General features: G+C 45.1%; 19 protein-coding genes. 3 read left to right on the forward strand and 16 right to left on the reverse strand.

What is annotated here, in order from left to right; all coding sequences use genetic code 11:
* Nucleotides 1-29: 29 nt before the first annotated feature.
* Complete coding sequence (gene uspA / locus ASUC_RS00300; protein WP_011978710.1) at nt 30-455, reverse strand: universal stress protein UspA; 426 nt, start codon at nt 453-455, stop codon at nt 30-32.
* 237 nt (nt 456-692) lie between these two features.
* Between uspA and mazG the strand changes: the two genes are divergently transcribed.
* Nucleotides 693-1,478: a nucleoside triphosphate pyrophosphohydrolase gene (mazG, locus tag ASUC_RS00305; protein ID WP_011978711.1), complete on the forward strand. Its 786-nt coding sequence runs from the start codon at nt 693-695 to the stop codon at nt 1,476-1,478.
* Nucleotides 1,479-1,599: 121 nt separating this feature from the next.
* Here the strand turns inward: mazG and ASUC_RS00310 are convergent, their stop codons facing one another.
* The 6 genes from ASUC_RS00310 to ASUC_RS00335 are packed head-to-tail and all read right to left on the reverse strand — an operon-like array spanning nt 1,600 to nt 10,650.
* Nucleotides 1,600-2,769 carry a nucleotide sugar dehydrogenase gene (locus ASUC_RS00310; RefSeq protein ID WP_011978712.1) on the reverse strand — a complete coding sequence of 390 codons (1,170 nt, stop codon included), beginning with the start codon at nt 2,767-2,769 and terminating at the stop codon, nt 1,600-1,602.
* 18 nt (nt 2,770-2,787) lie between these two features.
* Nucleotides 2,788-5,106 carry a phosphotransferase gene (locus tag ASUC_RS00315; RefSeq protein WP_011978713.1) on the reverse strand — a complete coding sequence of 773 codons (2,319 nt, stop codon included), beginning with the start codon at nt 5,104-5,106 and terminating at the stop codon, nt 2,788-2,790.
* 19 nt (nt 5,107-5,125) lie between these two features.
* Nucleotides 5,126-6,988, reverse strand: coding sequence for an ABC transporter ATP-binding protein (locus ASUC_RS00320; protein ID WP_011978714.1), 1,863 nt, complete (start codon nt 6,986-6,988; stop codon nt 5,126-5,128).
* 11 nt (nt 6,989-6,999) lie between these two features.
* Entirely contained in the window at nt 7,000-8,181 is a 1,182-nt protein-coding gene (locus tag ASUC_RS00325) for a glycosyltransferase family 4 protein (RefSeq protein ID WP_011978715.1), read from the reverse strand.
* Between the two features lie 15 nt (nt 8,182-8,196).
* On the reverse strand, nt 8,197-9,426 hold the full coding sequence (locus ASUC_RS00330) for a glycosyltransferase family 4 protein (protein ID WP_011978716.1): 1,230 nt from the start codon (nt 9,424-9,426) through the stop codon (nt 8,197-8,199).
* A 36-nt stretch (nt 9,427-9,462) separates the two neighbouring features.
* Nucleotides 9,463-10,650: a glycosyltransferase family protein gene (locus tag ASUC_RS00335; RefSeq protein ID WP_011978717.1), complete on the reverse strand. Its 1,188-nt coding sequence runs from the start codon at nt 10,648-10,650 to the stop codon at nt 9,463-9,465.
* 190 nt (nt 10,651-10,840) lie between these two features.
* On the opposite strand from ASUC_RS00335, the gene ASUC_RS00340 reads away from it, so the two are divergent.
* The gene (locus tag ASUC_RS00340; RefSeq protein ID WP_011978718.1) at nt 10,841-11,983 is read left to right on the forward strand and encodes a porin; all 1,143 of its coding nucleotides are present in this window, start codon (nt 10,841-10,843) and stop codon (nt 11,981-11,983) included.
* 62 nt (nt 11,984-12,045) lie between these two features.
* Here ASUC_RS00340 and ASUC_RS00345 read toward each other — a convergent pair whose 3' ends face one another.
* Both ASUC_RS00345 and ASUC_RS00350 read right to left on the reverse strand, forming a co-directional pair.
* Complete coding sequence (locus ASUC_RS00345) at nt 12,046-12,918, reverse strand: aldo/keto reductase (RefSeq protein WP_011978719.1); 873 nt, start codon at nt 12,916-12,918, stop codon at nt 12,046-12,048.
* A gap of 155 nt (nt 12,919-13,073) precedes the next feature.
* Nucleotides 13,074-14,009, reverse strand: coding sequence for a GlxA family transcriptional regulator (locus ASUC_RS00350; RefSeq protein ID WP_011978720.1), 936 nt, complete (start codon nt 14,007-14,009; stop codon nt 13,074-13,076).
* 160 nt (nt 14,010-14,169) lie between these two features.
* On the opposite strand from ASUC_RS00350, the gene ASUC_RS00355 reads away from it, so the two are divergent.
* A complete protein-coding gene (locus ASUC_RS00355) occupies nt 14,170-15,018 on the forward strand; it encodes an MBL fold metallo-hydrolase (RefSeq protein WP_011978721.1) in 849 nt (282 codons plus the stop codon).
* 47 nt (nt 15,019-15,065) lie between these two features.
* On the opposite strand, the gene ASUC_RS00360 is transcribed toward ASUC_RS00355, so the two are convergent.
* The 7 genes from ASUC_RS00360 to ASUC_RS00390 form a co-directional block, all read right to left on the reverse strand.
* On the reverse strand, nt 15,066-15,692 hold the full coding sequence (locus tag ASUC_RS00360) for an endonuclease III domain-containing protein (RefSeq protein WP_011978722.1): 627 nt from the start codon (nt 15,690-15,692) through the stop codon (nt 15,066-15,068).
* A 494-nt stretch (nt 15,693-16,186) separates the two neighbouring features.
* On the reverse strand, nt 16,187-17,026 hold the full coding sequence (gene fghA, locus ASUC_RS00365; RefSeq protein WP_011978723.1) for an S-formylglutathione hydrolase: 840 nt from the start codon (nt 17,024-17,026) through the stop codon (nt 16,187-16,189).
* Between the two features lies 1 nt (nt 17,027).
* A complete protein-coding gene (locus ASUC_RS00370) occupies nt 17,028-18,146 on the reverse strand; it encodes an S-(hydroxymethyl)glutathione dehydrogenase/class III alcohol dehydrogenase (RefSeq protein ID WP_011978724.1) in 1,119 nt (372 codons plus the stop codon).
* Nucleotides 18,147-18,323: 177 nt separating this feature from the next.
* Nucleotides 18,324-18,782 carry a DMT family transporter gene (locus ASUC_RS00375; RefSeq protein ID WP_011978725.1) on the reverse strand — a complete coding sequence of 153 codons (459 nt, stop codon included), beginning with the start codon at nt 18,780-18,782 and terminating at the stop codon, nt 18,324-18,326.
* A gap of 318 nt (nt 18,783-19,100) precedes the next feature.
* A complete protein-coding gene (locus ASUC_RS00380) occupies nt 19,101-19,814 on the reverse strand; it encodes an HXXEE domain-containing protein (protein ID WP_011978726.1) in 714 nt (237 codons plus the stop codon).
* Between the two features lie 190 nt (nt 19,815-20,004).
* On the reverse strand, nt 20,005-20,433 hold the full coding sequence (locus ASUC_RS00385) for a cyclophilin-like fold protein (RefSeq protein ID WP_011978727.1): 429 nt from the start codon (nt 20,431-20,433) through the stop codon (nt 20,005-20,007).
* Nucleotides 20,430-20,987 (reverse strand): DapH/DapD/GlmU-related protein, encoded by a 558-nt coding sequence (locus ASUC_RS00390; protein WP_011978728.1) that lies wholly within the window; start codon nt 20,985-20,987, stop codon nt 20,430-20,432. The genes ASUC_RS00385 and ASUC_RS00390 overlap by 4 nt, the downstream gene beginning before the upstream one ends.
* Between the last annotated feature and the right edge of the window lie 204 nt (nt 20,988-21,191).

Below are 21,191 nucleotides of genomic sequence, written 5' to 3' on the forward strand. Positions count from 1 at the left end.
AGGTTGATTTTTTGTCATGTCCGAATTTCTTATTCATCACGAAGCGGCACAACTAACATATCGATAGTAATACTATTCATCACTTGACGGGTTGATGACATCAATTTACTCCAGAAGTCCTGATGGTGACCTGTCACCAGTAAATCGACGCCGTATTGTTCAATGGCATCTGAAAGTACTTGACCTAAATCTCCGCTTCCGCTTAATTTCTCAGTAACCGGATAACCGGCTTGTTCGGAGAGCTGCAATAAAGCCTGTTGGGTTTCACTGGAAATGCGATCCTGCATTGAGGACATATTCACATCAATCAAACCGGTATAGAGATCAGAGAAATTGACATCCACGTGAATGATTGAGAGTTTCGCATCATGACGTTTTGCAATACCTGCCGCTTTTTTCAACAAGAAATCACTTTCATCGGAAAGATCCACGGCTACTAATACGTGTTTGTACATAACCTTACTCCTTATTTGATCGAGTTATACTTCTTTTGCTGGTTTTGCTGGTTGTATCATAACATTCCGAACCCGAAAAAAACTTGCGCCAGATCACATTTCAGAAAAAACATTGAATTTTTACATAATCTGCCTATCATAGAACTTTTTGTCGGAAATTCGGTTTCGTCTTCGCACCGCAAGTGACGCAAAACACCCGTTTTTTCTACCGCACTTTTGGATTTGAGGAATTTAATTATGGCTTATCATATTCAGGATTTTGTTCGGCTTATCGCCCGATTACGCAACCCGAACGGCGGCTGTCCGTGGGATCTCAAACAAAACTACCAAACTATGATCCCCTGTTTAATTGAAGAAAGCTATGAAGTAATTGATGCCATAGAACGGCAGGATACGGAAAATCTGCGCGAAGAACTGGGTGATTTATTGATGCAGGTAGTCTTCCTCAGTCAACTCGCTACGGAGGAACAAAAATTCACCTTTGACGATGTGGTGAACGATGTAGCGGAAAAAATAGTCCGGCGCCATCCCCATGTATTCGGCGAACAATCCGCCGGCAACGAGCAGGAAGCGTTGGCGCATTGGAACGCTATAAAAGCACAGGAAAAAAGCCGTCAAAAGGAAACTTCGATTTTAGACGGCATTCCCCATGCGTTCCCGGCTTTACTTAGAGCGGAAAAATTACAAAAGAAATGTTCAAAAGTCGGATTCGACTGGAATGATGTAAACGGCGTCATTGCCAAAGTGGAAGAAGAACTGGACGAAGTAAAACAGGAACTAAACCGACCGCACTTAACGCAAACTAAAGTAAACGAAGAAATGGGCGACTTGCTGTTTGCCGCCGTCAATCTGGCTCGCCATGTCAAAACCCAGCCGGAAGAAGCGTTACGTCAGGCCAATCACAAATTCGAACGCCGTTTCCGCACGGTGGAACAAAAAATCCGGCAATCGGGCAAAGCTCTGAAAGATTGTTCGCTGGCGGAATTGGACCAACTCTGGGATGAAGTGAAATCGCAAGAATGAGCGGAATCACCGAGTACAGTTAAAAATCAGGTTCCGTTTATCTTTCGTAAACGGAACCTGATATGGTTTTATCCCCGAGAAATAAATCGGTTAAACTTCAAGATATTAATTTGTAATGCGGTTAAACATCGCTTCCGGTTAAATCCCTGGTATAGACTTTTTCCGCCACATCAAACAGGATATCGTGATAGCGGTTTGCTAAAATAATATCCGACCGCCGTTTAAATTCTGCCAGATCGTTCACTATTTCGAAACCTAAAAACTCATCTCCGTCATATTCGGGTTCGTAAATAATAATCGGAATATTTTTTTTCTTAAGCCGTTTCATTATGCTCTGAATACTGGAATTACGGAAATTATCCGATCCGGATTTCATTATTAGGCGGTATACCCCGACCAGCCCCGGATGCCGACGCAACACATCCTGAGCTATAAAATCTTTACGGGTTCGATTGGATGCTACAATAGCGCCAATCAAATTTTGCGGAACATTTTTATAATTCGCCAAAAGCTGCTTGGTATCTTTCGGTAAACAATAGCCGCCATAACCGAAGGACGGATTATTATAGTGCGTACCGATACGCGGGTCAGCGGATACGCCGTCGATAATATGCCGGGTATCCAATCCGAAAGTTGCGGCAAAAGAATCCAGTTCGTTAAAAAAGGCAATCCGTAGTGCCAAATAAGCATTGGAAAACAACTTAACGGATTCCGCTTCCGTCGGGTTAATCAGAATAATCGGCATATCCGGTTTTAAACTGCAATCACGCAGAATTTCGGCAAAACGCCGGGCTGCTTCGCCGGTATCGCCCACAACGATTCGCGACGGATATAAAGTATCGTACAACGCTTTGCTTTCCCGTAAAAATTCCGGTGAAAAAATAATGCGTTCGGTTTGGTGTTTTTCCCGCATTTTTACGGTAAATCCTACGGGAACAGTAGATTTGATAATACAGTACGCCCGGGGATTTCTCGCCAGCGCCGCGGTCAAAACAGACTCTATCGACCGCGTATTAAAATAATTAGCCTCCGGATCATAGTCCGTAGGCGTGGCGACAATAATATATTCCGCCTCGTCATAAATCCCGGACTCATCTGCCGTTGCCCGCAGATTCAGCGATCTCGCGGCTAAATATTCGCTGATTTCAGCATCCTGAATCGGCGAGACTTTATGCTTAATGCAATCAATTTTTTCTTGTGCGACATCAAATAGCGTAACTTCATATTTTTGTGACAGTAATACGGCGTTGGAAAGCCCCACATAACCGGCACCGACGACAGTAATTTTCATAAAAATTCCCCTTATTTTTTAATTGATAAAATGTGAATCCAATCGTTCTTCACAAAGTTTTAACAACCGTTCCGTAGTATGCGTACGGTTTTCAAATAATGTACTGATATAAATATGACGAGCTAAACTCAGCGTCGTATAAATTTCCACCTGATGAAACGTTGCACTATTCGTTTCCGATAAAAACTGTTGCTTGAATGCATCCTCATGAACCTTCAATGCGCTTATATCGTCATACAGGCGTAACGACAGTTCTTGGATATGGGCAACATAATTACCCGCGTCTAAGGCGGCATGCCCAAGACAAACCAAATCTAAATCCACCAACACGAGATACCCGGGTTTACTGTAACGTTCAAGCAGTTGATCCTGGTAAAAATCCCGGTGGACGGTAACGTAAGCCGTATCGTTCAACTGTGAAATTAACACTTTACAGCCGCTTAAAATCGCATGAATTCGCGATTCGAAGTGCGGTCGGTTTTTAAGAAATTTTTGTAATCCGTCCTGTAAAACCGCGAATTCGTTTTCAGGCGTCCAAACCGATAACGGTAGATTTTGTTCGACCCGGCTGTTATGTAACGCTACCACGGCATCCGCCACGGATGTGCCCAAAAAGCTCAGACGTCCGTTAGTCGGAATTAACAGTTCTCCGATACTTTGTCCGTTCACCCGGCATTGAAACCAAGTATTTAATTCAGGCAAAGCGCCGACCACTTCCGGTACGCTTACTTTAGATTGGTCATCAAATCCCGCTTGCCGTAATTGTTGCTGCACGCCGTAAGAACGTTTACCCAACCCTTTCGCCCGATATTTTCCGATTAAATACCGATTCTCCTCCTGTTCCGTTTGAAGGTTTATCACACGATAATCCAATAACGCGCGGCGTCCCGGTTTATAACGTCTTAAAAACACACTTTTTATTTGTTCCGGTTCAGACAATATATGTGCCTTCAGTAACCATGTTTGCATTTGTTCCGCATTAAGCAATATCGCCAGATTATTATCCGACTCAGAGTTTTGTCGTTTATCTTTCAGAAAGTACGCCGTATCACCGGCGGCTAAAATCGTTTCCGCACGCTGTAAAAGCTGTAAACTGTAATCTTCCCAATTAGAATCACGCTTACGGAAAGGTTCCGTCGCTAAACGCAGCAAAGCTGAAGCCGTAAAATAAAATAATCCCCGAAGATCGGTTTCTCCTTGTTTTTGATAAGTTTCAAATAACACGGCTAAAATATCATCCGCCCGCCAACGAGGGATAAATCCTTCAATCACCTGCAATTCAAGACGCGCCTGAAAAGTGGCGAGATCAAAAAAAGGATGACCGAATGCCGAACGATCCCAATCCAGAATATAGAGCTTTATTTCACCGGCTTTGTTTTTTCTTTGTACGACCTGATCCAAAGAAAAATCGCCGTGAATAAGCGAAAAACATGCCGGTATTCGGCTTCCCCCCTGTTCCAGTCGCTCAAGTAACTGCCGGAACCACGGCGTATGTTCCGGCAGAATATGCCGGAATGTACTGATAACGCCATGCAGGGCATTCACTTCATCCCGCCATGAGTATGTGACCGGGTGGCGATTCGGCGAACGGTGAATCCGTACCAATTTTTTTGCCAGTTTTCTTACTATTTCATCGGACGGTAAGATACCCTCTTCCGGACATAAACTGCGCCCGCTTTGCCAGTTGGTGGCTAAAGTACAACGCTCACCGTCCGCGCCTAATAGAGAGATACTGCCATGCGCTACGCCAAAAGCACTACCGACCAGCATTTTACCGAATTCTTTTGCGGTTGCTGTACGAACAATGGCGAAAGGGCGGTTTTCCCGACTGATTTTAGCTACCAAACGGCGTTCCGGTTTATAGCGTAAAATATCGATACGCCAAGATTTATCGTCCGCTTCGGTTAATCCGCAAGTTTTACATAGCTCCTGACGAGCAGTATCGCTTATCAGCCATTTCAGATGATAAATTTCCCGATCATAAGCCGGATGCAAAAGCATAATATATGCTTCCTTAATTGCTAACGGCGCCAGCGGATCACCTTCCCTGATTAATTTCTTACGGGAACGTCGATTCCAAGATTCGAGAAAACGTTCTTCGGTTAACGCTTTTGCATAATAATATTGATAAGAATCGTCGGCGAATTTCAGCCGAATCGTACAAGCACAGCTATTACTGGGTTTATAACGTAAATATTGCACATCGGCTTTTGTAACTTGAGCCAAGCGGGAAATCATTTTTAACCGGTTTAATAAAGACTCGGCATCCAGCAACAGCGACAACCCGGGTAACGCCGGGTCTCGCGCAATAATTTTTTTATCTGCGATCGTTAACATAATTTATGTCCGCTCCCGGTTAATTAACCTGCATCCTCCACCAGTCGGCATAATTTTTACCGTTTGCCAATAAATCCTCATGACTTCCCTGTTCGGCAATGACACCGTTTTCCACAAACAGAATGCGATCCGCCGTCGAAGCAAGAACCAAATCATGAGTAATCATGATAGTAGTACGGTTTTGCATTAAATTATGCAACGCATTCATCACATGACTTTCACTTTCTCTATCAAGCCCTACCGTCGGCTCGTCCAAAATTAAAACAGGACTTTGGCTGATTGCCGCTCTGGCTACTGCAATACGCTGACGCTGTCCGCCGGAAAGCGAACTGCCCCGTTCGCTCAATACCGTGTTATAACCTTCCGGTAATGCGCTGATAAAGTCATGAGCGTTAGCTAATTTGGCCGCCGCAATAATTTCGTTATCGGTGACTTCATCGATATTATGCAGAGCGCCTAAAGCAATATTTTCCCGAATGCTTATGCCGAACAGTAAATTATCCTGAGGCACCACTGTAATCTGTTTACGCATACTGGCTAAGGTGTATTCGCGAATATCATGTCCGTCAATACGTACCGTACCGGAATCCGGTTCATAAAGCCTTAACAATAGACTGGTTATCGTTGTTTTACCGGCACCGGAAGGACCGACAACCGCCACGCTCTCTCCGGCACGAATAGAGAAATCCATATTCCGTAACACATTAATAAAGGATTGATCTTTATCATGATAACCGAAACTCACATGCTCAAAACGAATATCGCCGTTTACACCTATCAATTCTTTCGCATCCGCGCTATCTTTAATATCCGGAGTTTCGTCCAGCAAATCAATAATACGTTCCGCTGCCGCCAACGCCTTTGCCAGACGGGCGGTATATTTCGCATATTCCCTCACCGGTCGGAAAGAATTGTTCAAATAAGACATAAAAACGATTAATTCTCCGGGTGACATACGCCCGTCCAAAACGGTATTTGCACCTTGGAATAATACAACCGCCGTCACCAATGCCATCAATACGTCTACCCGACGCTCCAAGCCCGCCGTTAATTTCTTAGATTTCACTTCTTGCTGACGGCTTGCATTGTTATCGCCCTCAAAGCTACGAACGGTTTCCCCTTCCAGAGAAAGGGATTGGATTGTTCTAACGGAAGCAATATATTCAGATGCCTTGGAAGCTAAACCACCTTCTTTTTTGCGTTGCGCCCGGCTGACTTCGTGAATTTTCTTCCCCGAACGGTTGGTTACAACCCATAGTAAGGGTAAAGAAGCGACGGCAAACAAAGTAAGTTTCCAATGCAAGTAAAACATCACACTAAGCATGCCGACCAAAATCAACACATTCACCAACATCGGCATTAAAGCCGTAATCACCGCTTCACGCAACATGCCCACATCACTAACCAAACGCATCGTCAGATCACCTGTTTTCGCTTGCGAATGAAACCGCATGGAAAGCCGTAGTAAATGGGAAAATAAATCACTGCGCACTTTAGCCAGAATACGGCTGCCCGCCAATGCCAGTCCCACCGTGCTGAAAAAGCTGCCCGCAGCCATCAGCAAAGCGATAATGACCACCATTGCCGCACACCCCAGCAACAGATACTTATTATCAATGGAATGAAGCGGTACATTAAAAATAGAATCGAATTTCAGATCATTAACAGAAGAACTCTGCCCGATACCGCCGTCCTGCACATCCACATATTCCACCACTTCAATCAAAATATAATCCACGGCAAACGCCAGTGGTAACGGTTTTAACAGCCGCGCACCGGTAGAAATCAACAATGAGAGCAACGACAGAATTATCAGTCCTCTTTCCGGACGAATATAATCTTTAAAACGGTAGGCGACTTCCCACCATGCATTATTCTTCATAACGACCTTGTTTATTTTTGTCCGTTAATGGATTCTGCAATACGGATAATACGTTCCACCACGGATAACCAGCTGTGTTCCCGTTCGGCGGTTTGTCTGGCGGCTATACCCAACTGCTGCAATCTGAGCGGTTCGGCGACGAGTCGCTCAATACAATCCGCCATTTGCTCCGGATTTTCCGCTTCCACCAACATACCGTTTTGTCCGTGGCAAACCACCTTTTCCAAGTGCCCGACTCGGGTGGTAATAACGGGAATACCCGACGCCATATACTCGTAAATTTTCAACGGGGAAAAATAGAAATTGTCCAGTTGCGGATAAGGTGCTACGGCAATATCCATTTGAGCCAGCCAATACGGTACCTGTTCGGGTTGTACCGTGCCCGTAAAGGTGACATAATCCGTCAATCCCGCATTTTTAATATCCGAATACAAATATGCGTATTCCGGACCGTCTCCTACAATTAACAGGCGAATATGCTGATTGCGGCGACGCAGAATTTTCCAGGCATCCACCAGTGTCGCTAAACCGTGCCAAGGCTTTAACGTACCTAAAAAACCGATGGTTATCTCAGAAAGTGCGGTCAAATTTCGCAATCTTTTTTGGTTTTCTAACGCAGCGGAAGCAAATCGTTCTAAATTTACGCCGTTGGCAATGACATGCACGCGTCCTTTGGCTTTTGCAAAACTTTCAAGATATTGCCGAACGCCCGGCGAAACGGCAATCATCGCATCAGCATCGGAAAATACGGATTGCGCAATATCTTGCGCTTCCGCTTCCAGCGGCAATGTGCGATGTTTTTTCTGTTCTTCGATTAACGGCGCATTTACCTCCAAAATACCTATGCAACGATGTTTCTTGGCAAAATTCATACCGGCGTTACTCCACAAGGAATAACGCTCATAAACCACATCAAACGGTCCTTCGGATGCCAATAAACGTTCTATTCCCGTATTAGCGTCCAATGCCGCTCGCGCACGAATTTCAGCAGAAGCTTCGGGTAATTTATTCAATGTCCGGATTTTAATATTTTTTAACGCCTGCGGAACATCACCGCCTAAACGTTGAGCGAAAAGCGTAACGTCTAAGCCCTTCGCCAACATCCCTTTTATCACTTCCTGTACATGGACCGATGCGCCTTTCGTTCCGAACACCGGAATACCGGGATCCGCGCAAATATAAGCTACACGCATTCAATTCTCCTTTTGTTAAGCGGCTGTTGACGATTGAATTGCATAACGGAACAGTTCCCGCAATCGGGCGGCATTGCGATCTTCGTCGAATTCCCGCTCAATTAGTGCGCGACCGTTTTTAGAAAGAGTTTGACATAGTCTCCGATCACCCAGAAGACGTTTAATTGCATCCGCTAATAACTGCGGATTTTGTGATGTAACGCACAAACCGGTTTCATTATCTTTCACTAATTCCGGAATGCCCGCCACTTGGGTTGAAATAACCGGCGTACCTAACGCCATTGATTCCAATAACACTGTCGGTAGACCGTCGCGGTCGCCGTCGTCACTAATCACACAAGGAGCCACCACCATATTGGCTTGTTGCATTATTCGGATAATGTCTTGCTGAGGCATCGGTCCGACCATACTAACCACATCTTCGATTGCCAACGCTTTAATCTGTTCTTCCAGCTTCGTCTGCAATATGCCCGCTCCCACCAACGTACAAGACATATCGATCTTCTGTTGTTTCAACAAAGCCAAGGCCTCAAGTAAAATATGAAATCCTTTCTTCGCAACCAAGCGCCCTACCGCCAAAATATGCGGTTTTCGCCGGATATAGGGCAGATAAGGAAATTTGTTTAAATCCATACCGTTATAAATCCGCACGACTTTCGACGCATCTTCGCCATATTGTTCCCTCAAATATGCCAAATTATAATCCGATACCGTAACCGTCGCGGAGGAATCGCGCATTTTGGCGGCAAGTTCGGTGGATTCTTCGTATTGATAGTAAATATCTTTGGCATGTGCGGTAAAGGTATAGCCGATTCCTGCAAAAATCGCTGCCTGACGAGCGACTGTCGCCGCTTGTGTACCGAAATGGGCGTGCAAATGTTGAATACCGTTTTTTTGAATCTCGAGGGCTATCTGTATCGCTTGCGCCACTTCATGGATAGACCCCGTTGCTTTTGACAGTTTTCCGGCAAAATCCGGTAATTGAGCAAAACCGTTTCGGAATAAAGCCCATAAACTCTCTGCATTACGCTGTTTATCGGTTAAACGATATACCGGCGCCCTCACCTGGGAAATAACATCCTGAAAATGGGTTTCCTGTACCGGTCCTAAAGCAAAAATATCAATTTTAGTCCCCGCCCGTTCATGAGCCAGAATTTCATTCACGACAAAGGTTTCGGAAAAACGCGGATAACGTTTCAGAACGTAACCGATATACAAAGGACTACTTTGTTGTGTATTATTCATAAAATCACCCAGACTTTAAAAAAGAAAAAACAAAGATTAAGACAATTTATTTTCAAGAATTGTTCGAATTTCGGATACCACACTGTCCAAACCGTCGAACCGCAAATATTCACGCATATTTAATAACGTTTTATCCGCCTGCATCCATCCGCTTAGAGCTTCCGGCGTCAACGCATCAGGATGCAGACAATCGACGACTCCCATTCCGGATAAACGGGATGCGCGCAACCACTGTTCTTTCCTCGGCTTTATGCGGGGAACAATCAACGCCGGCTTATTAAACGATAAAATTTCCGTCGTAGTGTTGTAACCGCCCATCGAAATAACCCGCTCGGCATTTTGCATAATTTTCAACGGTTCGGGAATAAAATCCATTACGGTCAGATCTTGACGTTCAGCTGCCATAGTATGTAATTTAGTACGAAGTTTTTCGGGCATAAATGCACCGGTAATGAGTAATCCGTGTCGATGTAAAGGTAATTTTGCTCGAAGAAATGCCCGGGCGAGTTCGAATCCGTCCTGTCCTCCGCCGACAGCACATAAGATATAAGGCGAAGGGATATCGAACGGTGCGGTATCCGTTCTCCGTACTTCCAGTCTGCGACTCTGATCCAAATATCCGACATAATATAATTTACGGCAAATATCTTCGGGCAATCGATATTCTTCGGCAAAATCATAAAGACGGTGATCGCCGTAAACCCATATAGCGGAAAAATACAAACGGATAACGTCTATATTTTTCAGTTTTTGCCATTGATTCCGTACCGCTTCGGGTTCATCAATAATATCGCGTACACCCAATACGATATAGGTTCCTCGACTTGCCAGTTCCGGCAGAATATTATCCAGTTCGTTCATGGCACCGCGGGGCACGTTATCTATAACCACGATATCCGGCTCAAATGCGTTTAATGCAGCCCGAATAATATTTTTACGGATATCGACCAACCGTTTTACGTCCTTACCCAAAGAACGCGGAATATATTCTCCTTCGACGGTTTTCAAATAAGTCGGCATCGTTACGCTGTCTGCGCCTTTCGGCAGTTTAAACGCACCGGATTCCCGCACGCCTGACAACAAAAGCACCTCCGCTTTGGGATAAGCTTCTAATACGGATTGCGCCAACAGCATATTTCGACGAATATGCCCCAATCCCATCGTATCATGAGAATAAAATGCAATTCTCGGCATATTTTTTCGTGTTTTCAACGAATTAGCCATAATCAAATTTCCCTTTGATTTCATATTGAACGCTATTTAGACAACAAATTCGGTAAAATATTTTCATCTGTTTTAATTTTTCGAATCATTCTTATGTTTATCATTTCAGAGCATTGATCCGTAAAAAGAATCTGATAGACTTCGGGATTTAATGTTTTATTCCACCCTATTTCAAAATTAAGGAAAATATATGAAAAAGACTACGCTAGCCCTTTTCACCTCTATTTTCGCTATTCCTTCGGCTTCCGCGTTCAATCTGGTCGATAATCAGGAATACGGTACCAAACTGGATTTCGTCGGTTCCGCCCGAATCATGTGGAGAAACACTTCCGACAAAGAAACTGACGTAGCTGACGGTTCCATCACTCGTGAACATATAAATCATGCCGTACAAAATAACGGTTCCCGTTTCGGCTTTAAATTAAGTCAATCGCTAACTAATGACTTTTATGTCCTGGGACGCGTAGAATGGCGTTTCCGCGGTACCGACAATAACGGCGTAGAAGCCCGTTCCCAACATAATTTTGACCATATCTACACGCGTCAACTCTATGCCGGAATCGGACACAGCCAATACGGCGAACTCACCTACGGCAACCAAACCGTGTTAACGGACGAAGTGAAACAAACTGACTTACCGAATACGCTCAGTTTAAGTGACGGGTTATTGGTTTCCGGTGCGCGCCGTACCATACAATATGTTTATACCGGTAATAACGGTTATACGAAAGGCCTGAAAATCGGTGCGTTCTATGGTAACCGCAGCCCACGGGGAAATAACGGGCTCAGTCTGGAGGAACACCGGAAAGACATATGGGGAGGCGGAGCCATTCAAAAATTTGAAATCGATGAATATCAGGAACTCGTATTATCCTTAGGCACTACCAAAGAACGCTTTGAACGGGCGAACTTGCCGGTTTACAGCCGTACGGCTTATGCATTCGGCAGCGCCTATACTTATGACGACACCACGCTAGGTCTGGACTTGGAACGTCAGGAACGGAAAAATCAGGATGAAGCGGGAGCCAAACGTACTTACAAGGAAATACGTACCGTGCTGTATCACAAAATCACCCCGGATTGGCGGGCCTACACCATGTACGCCTACAAGACGGAAAAGCGTAACGATGTCGACAGTACCGATCGTAAAGATAAAACCCACCAATTCATGTTAGGTTCGGAATATTATCTGATCCCGAAAAACACAGGACCAATCAGTCTGAAGACATTTCTTGAATGGCAAGCGACCCGAACCAAAGAATACCGTACAGGCGAATTACGCCAAAAAGAACGCAATTACACTACCGTCATCGGTTTACGCGCCTATTGGTAATGAGTAACAAACAAAAGCGGTGGAAAACCATCAACATCACCACCGCTTAAATAAAGTTTAAATTAAATATCCCACGCTTTCCACGCCGCCATCCATTTACTGAAATTCGGATCGCGATGAGAAAAGAATGTCGGCATCGTCGTAGCAAGCGCGCTGATACCGGTATCCAACGTACTGATTTGCAACATATCTTCTGCAGACAACTCAAAATCCGTCACGGCAAGATTTTCTTTCATCCGTTCAGGACGGACGGTTTTTACCAACGACACGACATTGCGCTGGTAAAGCCAGCGAATCGCCGTCTGTCCTGCGGTTTTACCATATTTTTTGCCGATTTCGGTGAGCACGGGATTATTGAAAAAATCGTATTTTCCTTCCGCAAACGACCCCCAGGCTTCCGCAACGATGCCGTTTGCCTGCATAAAATTCACCTCGCCGATTTGTTGATGGAACGGATTGATTTCAATCTGATTGACCATAGGTTTGATACGGTTGAACTCGGTTAAATCCACCAAGCGATCACCGTGGAAATTGCTTACACCAATGGCTTTAATTCTGCCGGCCTCATACAGTTCTTCCATCGCCCGCCATGCGCCGTGTACATCACCGTAAGGCTGATGAATCAAATACAAATCCAAATAATCCGTTTGCAAACGGTTTAAACTGCGCTCAAACTGCGCTTTCGCGCCTTCATAGCTTGCTGCGTTCAACCACAGTTTGGTAACCAGGAAAATTTCTTCACGCGGCACACCGCTCTGACGAATACCGTTACCTACTTGCGTTTCATTGAAATACGCTGCCGCCGTGTCAAGATGACGATAACCTGCGCCCAGCGCTTCCGCTACCACAGATTCCGTTTGTTCCGGCGCCACCTGATATACTCCGAAACCGAGTTTGGGCATTTCCACACCATTGTATAGTTTAATGTTACGCATGTTTCCCCCTTTATTTATAGAACGTGCGGTCAGTTTAATCAGCGTTTTTATGAAAATAAATGAGAATTTTCTGAATAAACCGTTTAAAAATACTTAACAATAGGTTTTATAAAATATCATTAAAAAAACGTAGTAACCGTATCCCGCCTATAAACCTAGTCCCCGAACGCCTTACGATAAGCCCTCGGACTGATTTTATGTTTCTCTATAAAATGTTGGCGAAAACTGACCGCACTTCGGAAACCGCTTTGTTCGGCGATTTGTTCGACGGGCAATTTGCTGCTTTCCAACAGCTCGCGACCGCGTTGCAGGCGGGTTTCAATCAGCCATCGGGCGAAAGACTGCCCGGTGGCTTTGCGGAAATGGCGGGTGAAAGTACTGCGGCTCATGGACAGACGGTCGGCAATATCGTCAATCAAATAGACCGCTTGCAGGTTTTTACGGATGTCGTCCAACAACTCGTTGATGTTTTCATCGAACGTTTTACGCGGCACGGGTTGTTCGATAAATTGAGCCTGACCGCCTTCTCGATGCGGTGGGGTAACGAAAAAGCGAGCGAGATGATTGGCGGTTTGCACGCCGTAAATTTCCCGCACTATCGCCAAACAGCAATCCAGCCCCGCCGCCGTACCTGCCGAAGTCATCACATTGCCGTCTTGCACATAAAGAGCGTTGGAATCCAACTGCACTTGCGGAAAACGGCGGCTAAAATCGCTCTCCGCCGCCCAATGGGTCGCTGCCTTCTTGCCGTTCAGCAAACCCGAATACGCCAACGCATACGCCCCCAAACACAGCCCGACCATCATCACCCCGCATCCATTTGCCTGTTGTAAAGCCGTCTGCAATGCAAAACTCGGCTGCTCGGCATAGTCATTCCACGCAGGCACAATAACAATATCCGCCCGTTCAAACAGTTCCAAACCGCCATCGGCTTGCACCGTAATGCCGTCTGAAAGTTTGACCGTCGGCATTTCGGCAACGATTTTCAGATCAAATAACGGTTTATCCACCTGCGTAGAAAATACCATCTGCGGTACAGAAAAATGAAACAGGCTGAAGTTTGGGGCGAGATAAAGGGCAACGGTTTTCATTGGATTTTTATGTTTGGACTGATTTGACCCGAATTTTACGCTTTTTGGTAAATAGGTCAATGTTTTCCAGCGTTTATTACCTATAAAATACTCATCATTCACAGGGAGAAGGTAAGCCCTGTAAGTGATAAAATTCAACATTTTTACATAGGAAAACATTATGAAAATTAAAGCATTATCAACCGCACTTTTGTTAAGTTTAGGCATTGCAACATCGGCGCAAGCGATGGAATATCAGCACATTCGTAACGCGACGGCAAAAATCGACTACGCCGGCACGACGTTCTTGGTGGATCCGTATTTGGCGACCAAAGGGGTTTACGAAGGTTTTGCCGGTACGGTGAACTTTGAAAAACGTAACCCGTTGATTGATATGAAACAGTCGGCGGAAGATGTGATCAACGGCGTGCAAGCGGTAATTGTCACCCACACCCACGATGACCACTGGGATAAAGCGGCACAAGATAAATTACCGAAAGATTTACCGATTTTCGTCCAAAATGCGGACGACGCTAAAATCATTCGCGGACAAGGCTTTAAAGATGTTCGCGTAATGGGCGCGAACACCGAATTCAACGGTGTGAAATTAACCCGTATCAAAGGCGGCCAGCATGGCACAGACGAAATGTATGCCCAACCGACGTTGGCGGAAATGCTAGGTGACGCAATGGGTTTTATTATGCAGGCAGACAATGAGAAAACCGCTTATATCGTGGGTGACACCATTTGGAATCAGGCGGTAGATAACGCTTTAGCCGATTTCAAACCTGAAGTTGTGGTAATGAATACGGGCTACGCACAAATGATCGAGCCAAAAGGCGGTATCATTATGGGATTGGAAGACGTAACGAAAATGCGTGAAGTGTCGCCCGAAGCCGATATCGTCACCGTACACATGGACGCAGTAAACCACGCCACGGTTTCCAGCGAAGATATGCGTGAATTCGTGAAAGTAAAAAGCTTAAAACAAGTTGCCGTGCCGACTGAAGGCGAGAAATTGAAATATTAATTTTTTAAGAACGAATACCGTCTGAAAATATTTCAGACGGTTTTCCGTTATTCCAGTAAAAAGCTTTCCTCGCTCACCAGCCCTTTCCGAAAACGCTTGCCATGAACGTCAATACAAGCGTGCCATTCTTTGCATTGCTTCAATGTGACATGGTCGGTGAGATGTTGGAAATCGTTGCGCATAGATGGGTAGTTTTCATATTCGCCGAAGCCCAAGCGAGCAAACAAACGGAGAGCGTAAGCATCGGCAATAAAGGTTTTGCGTTGGAATAGATACATCAGCATGCAATCTGCCGTTTCCGCACCCACGCCTTTAATTGAGAGTAACATTTCGCGTAATTCGGGAGTAGCAAAACGATTGTAAGCGGTTGGCTCATCGCCGTATTTTGCAAAAAACGCCAACCAGTTTTGCAGATATGCCGCTTTTTGTTTGTAAAAACCCGCAGGACGGATTTGTTCTTGCAACTCATCTACCGAAAGCTTACGCAAGCCTTGCAGGCTCATTACAGGTGCCAGATTGGCTAAGGCTTTTTCCACATTTTCTTGCGTGGATTGCTGAATCAAAATCATCGACACACCATCCCGTACCCAATTTTCATCTTCCCACCAATGCTGCTCACCGTAGTGAGCCACTAACTTATTCAGTACCGCAAGTTTTTGTTCGTCTGTTTTCATATCCTCAATGCACTCTTGAATCGCTCACGATTCGTCTTGTTACGGATACATACAATAGCACGAAAAGTACTTTTATCGGATCAGTCATGATAACTTTTTGTGTTTTTTATCCCTAGTATAAAGTTAGTAAAGGATACCTGAAAAATACTGAAAATAATGACCGCACTTTTGCCTGCAAAACCCAAAGCGATATGTATCTGTTGGCTGTTGGCTGTTGGCTGTTGGCTGTTGGCTGTTGGCTGTTGGCATTATTGTAAATTCTCTTTTAATAATTACAAACGGTAGAAAAGCGGTGGGAAATATAGCACTGTTTGGGAAAATGTCTACAGCTGCTTACAACTTCTTAAGATTAAGAATTGGAATTATGTTTCCAATTTTTCTAAAAATTAACCAAAATGGAAATATAGTTCCAATCTTAATCAGGCAATATTTATGCCATTAATGTGAAATATATAAAAATACCGTCTGAAAACTCACTTTTCAGACGGTATTACTCACTTCATCTGCTCGGCGTGAAACGCAATGTGCTTTTCCGCCATTGTTGCGATGAAAAAGTAGCTGTGATCATAGCCTTCGTGCAGATTTAGCGTGACGTCAATGCCGTTTTGCTTTGCCGCTGCGGCAAATTTTTCGGGCTGTAACTGCTCGGGGTAAAAATTATCTGCCAAGCCCTGATCGATCAAAATTTTGACCGCAATTTTTGCCTTTGAAACCAAATAAGTGCTGTCATATTGCTGCCATTGGCTGCGATCTTCTCCCAAATAGGCAGTAAAGGCTTTTTGTCCCCATGGAGTATCCATTGGGTTTACAATCGGGGCGAATGCAGAAATCGATACGTAACGTTCGGGATTTTTCAGCCCGATTTGCAACGCGCCATGCCCGCCCATACTGTGTCCGCAGATGGCGCGCTTGTCACTTACGGGGAAGTTGGCTTCAATCAATACAGGCAATTCGTGTACCACATAGTCGTACATCTGATAATTCGCCGCCCACGGCTGTTGGGTGGCGTTCAGGTAAAAACCTGCACCTTGCCCCAAGTCGTAGGCCGGGTCGTCCGCCACATTTTCGCCACGGGGCGAAGTATCGGGCATCACCAACGCCACGCCGTGTTTCGCCGCATATTGCTGTGCGCCTGCTTTGGTGGAGAAATTCTCGTCCGTGCAGGTCAGCCCCGACAATACGTAAATGACCGGCACTTTTTCACCGTTTGCAGCTTGCGGAGGAAGATACACCGCAAAGGTCATCGTACAGTTATTCGCCTTGGAATGATGGCTATAACGCTCGTGATAGCCGTCAAACATTTTGTTGCGTGAAAGTAAAGTTAAATCGCTCATATTAGTAGTGGATCACCGTGCGAATTGATTTGCCTTCGTGCATTAAGTCGAAAGCTTTATTGATGTCTTCCAACGGCATGGTATGGGTGATGAAATCACGCAGTTTGAATTCACCTTGCATAAATTTGTCGATAATACCCGGTAATTCGGTACGACCTTTCACGCCGCCAAACGCCGAACCACGCCATACGCGACCAGTGACCAACTGGAACGGGCGGGTGCGGATTTCGGCACCTGCTGGCGCTACGCCGATAATCACACTTTCGCCCCAGCCTTTGTGGCAGCATTCCAGTGCCGAACGCATAACGTCCACGTTGCCGATACATTCAAAGGAGAAATCCACGCCGCCGTCGGTCATTTCGATAATGACTTCGTGAATCGGTTTATCGAAATCTTTCGGGTTAATGCAGTCGGTTGCACCCAGTTCTTTGGCTTTCTCAAATTTAGCCGGGTTGGTGTCGATACCGATAATACGGCCCGCTTCCGCCATTCGTGCGCCGATAATCGCCGCCAAACCGATACCGCCCAGGCCGAAGATTGCCACGGTGTCGCCTTTTTTCACTTTGGCGGTTTTTGTGACTGCGCCAATACCTGTAGTTACGCCACAGCCGAGCAAGCAGACTTCATCAAGCGGTGCATTTTCTTGAATTTTTGCCAATGAATACTGTGACACAACGGTGTATTCCGAGAAAGTCGAAGTCCCCATATAGTGATAAATCGGTTGACCGTCCTTGAAAAAACGTACCGTACCGTCAGGCATTAAGCCCTTACCCTGGGTTTCACGCACCGCCGAACAAAGATTGGTTTTGCCCGACAAGCAGAATTTACACTTGCCGCACTCCGCCGTATAAAGCGGAATCACGTGGTCGCCGACTTTAAAATCGGTCACGCCTTCCCCCACCGCTTCTACAATGCCGGCGCCTTCGTGCCCCAAAATACACGGAAACACACCCTCCGAATCCTGTCCGGAAAGTGTGTAAGCGTCGGTATGACACACGCCCGTCGCCACAATTCGCACCAATACTTCGCCAGCCTGTGGCGGCATTAAATCGATTTCTTCAATTTTCAACGGCTCATTCGGCGCCCATGCCACCGCCGCTCGGGTTTTGATAAATTCCATAAAGATTTCCTAATTATTCAACAGATTGAAAACGCAAACCACCTGAATGAGTTTTCAGACGGCATAACTTTTATAACATAATGTCTATTATAAAGATTAGGATTGTTGGTGAATAGTCAAAAATCGGGAAAAGAGTTTTGCAAAAAACTCAATAATTAAAATGCTATTCTATTTAATTTATCCTAATATTTTATTACCGAAAAAGTAAAAACCTAATCCTATAACAATGATCAATAAACCAATAATTTGTGAGAATTGAAATGTACGTTGCGCCATACCGAACAACCCGAAATGATCGATGACGGCAGCAGTACAAAGCTGCCCTATAATTACGAAAAACAGCATATTCGTAATGCCAAGTTTAGGGGCAAGAAATATTGTAGTAAAAACAAAGCCCGCGCCTAATACACCGCCTAACAGTTTCCAAGAAGCAACGCTTGTCAATTCACGCAATGCACTCAAATCGGTTTTCCAAAAACAAAAGATCAATAGGGCAACAGTACCGCTGGCAAAGGAAACCAAAGCGGAAATTAACGGTTGCCCCAGCACGGCCTGAGCTAAACGGCTGTTAATGGCTGCTTGTGAAGCCAATGCGGCTCCCGCAACCAGTGCAAGCAAAAAATAAGGGAAGTACATATTTTATTTCCGTTTTTGATGAGACATAGAATTACCTGAGAGTTTATTTGTCTTGCAAACAGCGATAGTCGCTAAGATGACCGTCGTCCCTCAAAGAAAAAGGGTTAAATTTCTCCGCTAATAAATGAATCGTCATTATAGCTGAAATTTTAGTTGCAAAAAATAAACAAATCCGCAAAGGCGCATTGCAAAAATGACAAAAATAACCCCAAAACCGACCGCACTTTTCCTTCCATCATAAAAAACCGTCTGAAAATACAGACGGCTTCCGTTAACCGACGTACAAAAGTGCGGTCAAAAAAACGACAGTTTTTTAGTTTAAATCACGCGACGGGTCACCAATGCCGTCAGCACAAGCGGGATAAACACTGCTATAACGTCTGTCACTAACATTGCCGCTACTCCCCAATTCAGCAAAGCGGAATAAGCGGCATACAGGCAAAGCTGCCCGATTACGCCGGCAAAAATAGTACATATCATGGCGTTACAGTTCATAAATTTTGGTACGCCAATTAACATTACCCATAATGCCAGCGGAATAAACACCAGTGAGCCCGTAATTAATCCCGGATGATGTAAAAACGGTTGATTATCCACCAGACTGATGATCAAATGGATCAGACCGTCGGCAAAAAGGAAACCGTATAAACTCAGTCCTACCAACGGATTATGCTTACACAACATAGCGGCAATCGGTGCCGCCACCCAAGCCAATAACACATTCACCAGAGGGAAATGGACGATAGGAATCGGGCAATGTTCATAAGGCGCGAATCCCTGTTGCCGACAGACTTCGCGCACCATGTCATAACTGTCCGTCGCCACATTATAAGACGCCGCATATTCTTCAAACTGATGAAACATACACAGCGGTACCACCAGCCAAGCCAGCCATACAGGGTCAAACCAGCGATGACCGTTTTCATCACGGCGAAAAATATCCGTGGTAATCATCAACACCGACAACACCGCCGCCATAGCAAGCCCCATCCAAGGCCAGGCAAAATTAAATTTCACGAATAAATTATCCATCGCAGCCTCCCGCTCAAAACAAACCGCTTTTACTTGATTTGAGTATACTCCTTTTTATTTCAACGGCCATGAAAAAAGTAATATTTCGGTTTTCGATTAACCGGGATTACGAATAACATCAGACAACTGTGACAAGCTATTTGATTAGATTGTTTTTTATGCGTTTTGAGAAAATGATGATATTACTCTTTTATTCGACTTTTTTAATTGTCACCTTTTCGCCATCCAGTTTACTTAATGTTTCCAAGCCTGACGTAATTTTACCTAAATATACCAAGCCATTGGCATAACCGACGTGGGAATCGGTGTAAAAAACGGCAAGATTGCCCCACGGGGCGTAATAGGCGAGATCACCTCGGTTGCCTGCGTAACCTTTGGGACTGTCTGCGATGGAAAGTTTTTTTGGAATGCCCCGCCCGATTTTTTCGCTGTCGGCATAGTCTTCCAGTTTCATGATTAGCGGCAGTTGATTGTAAAAATCACGTGCCGTTTGATTATCTGCAAGGGAAGCGGTGATTTTTTCGTGAGATTTTGCAAGTTGGATTTCAATGTTCATAAGCTGTCCTAATGTGTTCATTGTAGTGAAAAGTGCGGTTAAAAATAAGACAATTTTTTTCATCGGATTTCCTTCAAAACTTTAGCGGGTACACCGCCGACAATAGCGTTGGACGGCACGTCTTTGGTTACAACGGCACCTGCGGCAACAATAGCATTTTCACCGACGGTTACGCCAGATAAAATCGTTGCCCCTGCGCCAATCCACGCATTCTTTTTAATGACCACAGGTTTGAGGAGCACGCCACGACGCTGACTTGGGTCGGTTGGATGATCGACAGTGACAATATTAGCACGCGGTCCGATTAACACATCATCTTCCAAAGTGATGCCGCCCAAATCGGTCAGCATCACGGCAGTGTTGATAAACACCCGTTTGCCGATGCGGATATTCGCCCCGAAATCGGTGTAAAGCGGCAAATTTACGTGCAGACTTTCATCGATTGCGTTGCCTGTCATTGCACTTAAAATCGACCGTATTTCCGCTTGGGTTTTGTAACCTGCATTCAGCGCAGCCACCAACGGCGCATTTTTAGCCACAATGTCGTGAATTTTTACGAATAATTCGCTGTTGCTAGCAATCAGTTGATTGATCGGAAGATTGAGTTTGGGATTCATTTTTTACCTTTATGGGCGCTATTGCTTCCCCTCGCCCGCTTGCGGGAGAGGGTGAAGAAAATCCGTAAGGTTTTCGGCGGGAGAGGGTAATCAACATTTTCCCCCTCTCTCAGTCTGCTGATTCTGAACGAATCAGCAGACTGTCTCTCCCGTAAACGGGTAGAGGGATGTTTGAAAGCCTTACGCACAACAAGCGGTGAAATT

It is taken from the genome of Actinobacillus succinogenes 130Z, assembly GCF_000017245.1.
GTDB lineage: Bacteria > Pseudomonadota > Gammaproteobacteria > Enterobacterales > Pasteurellaceae > Exercitatus > Exercitatus succinogenes.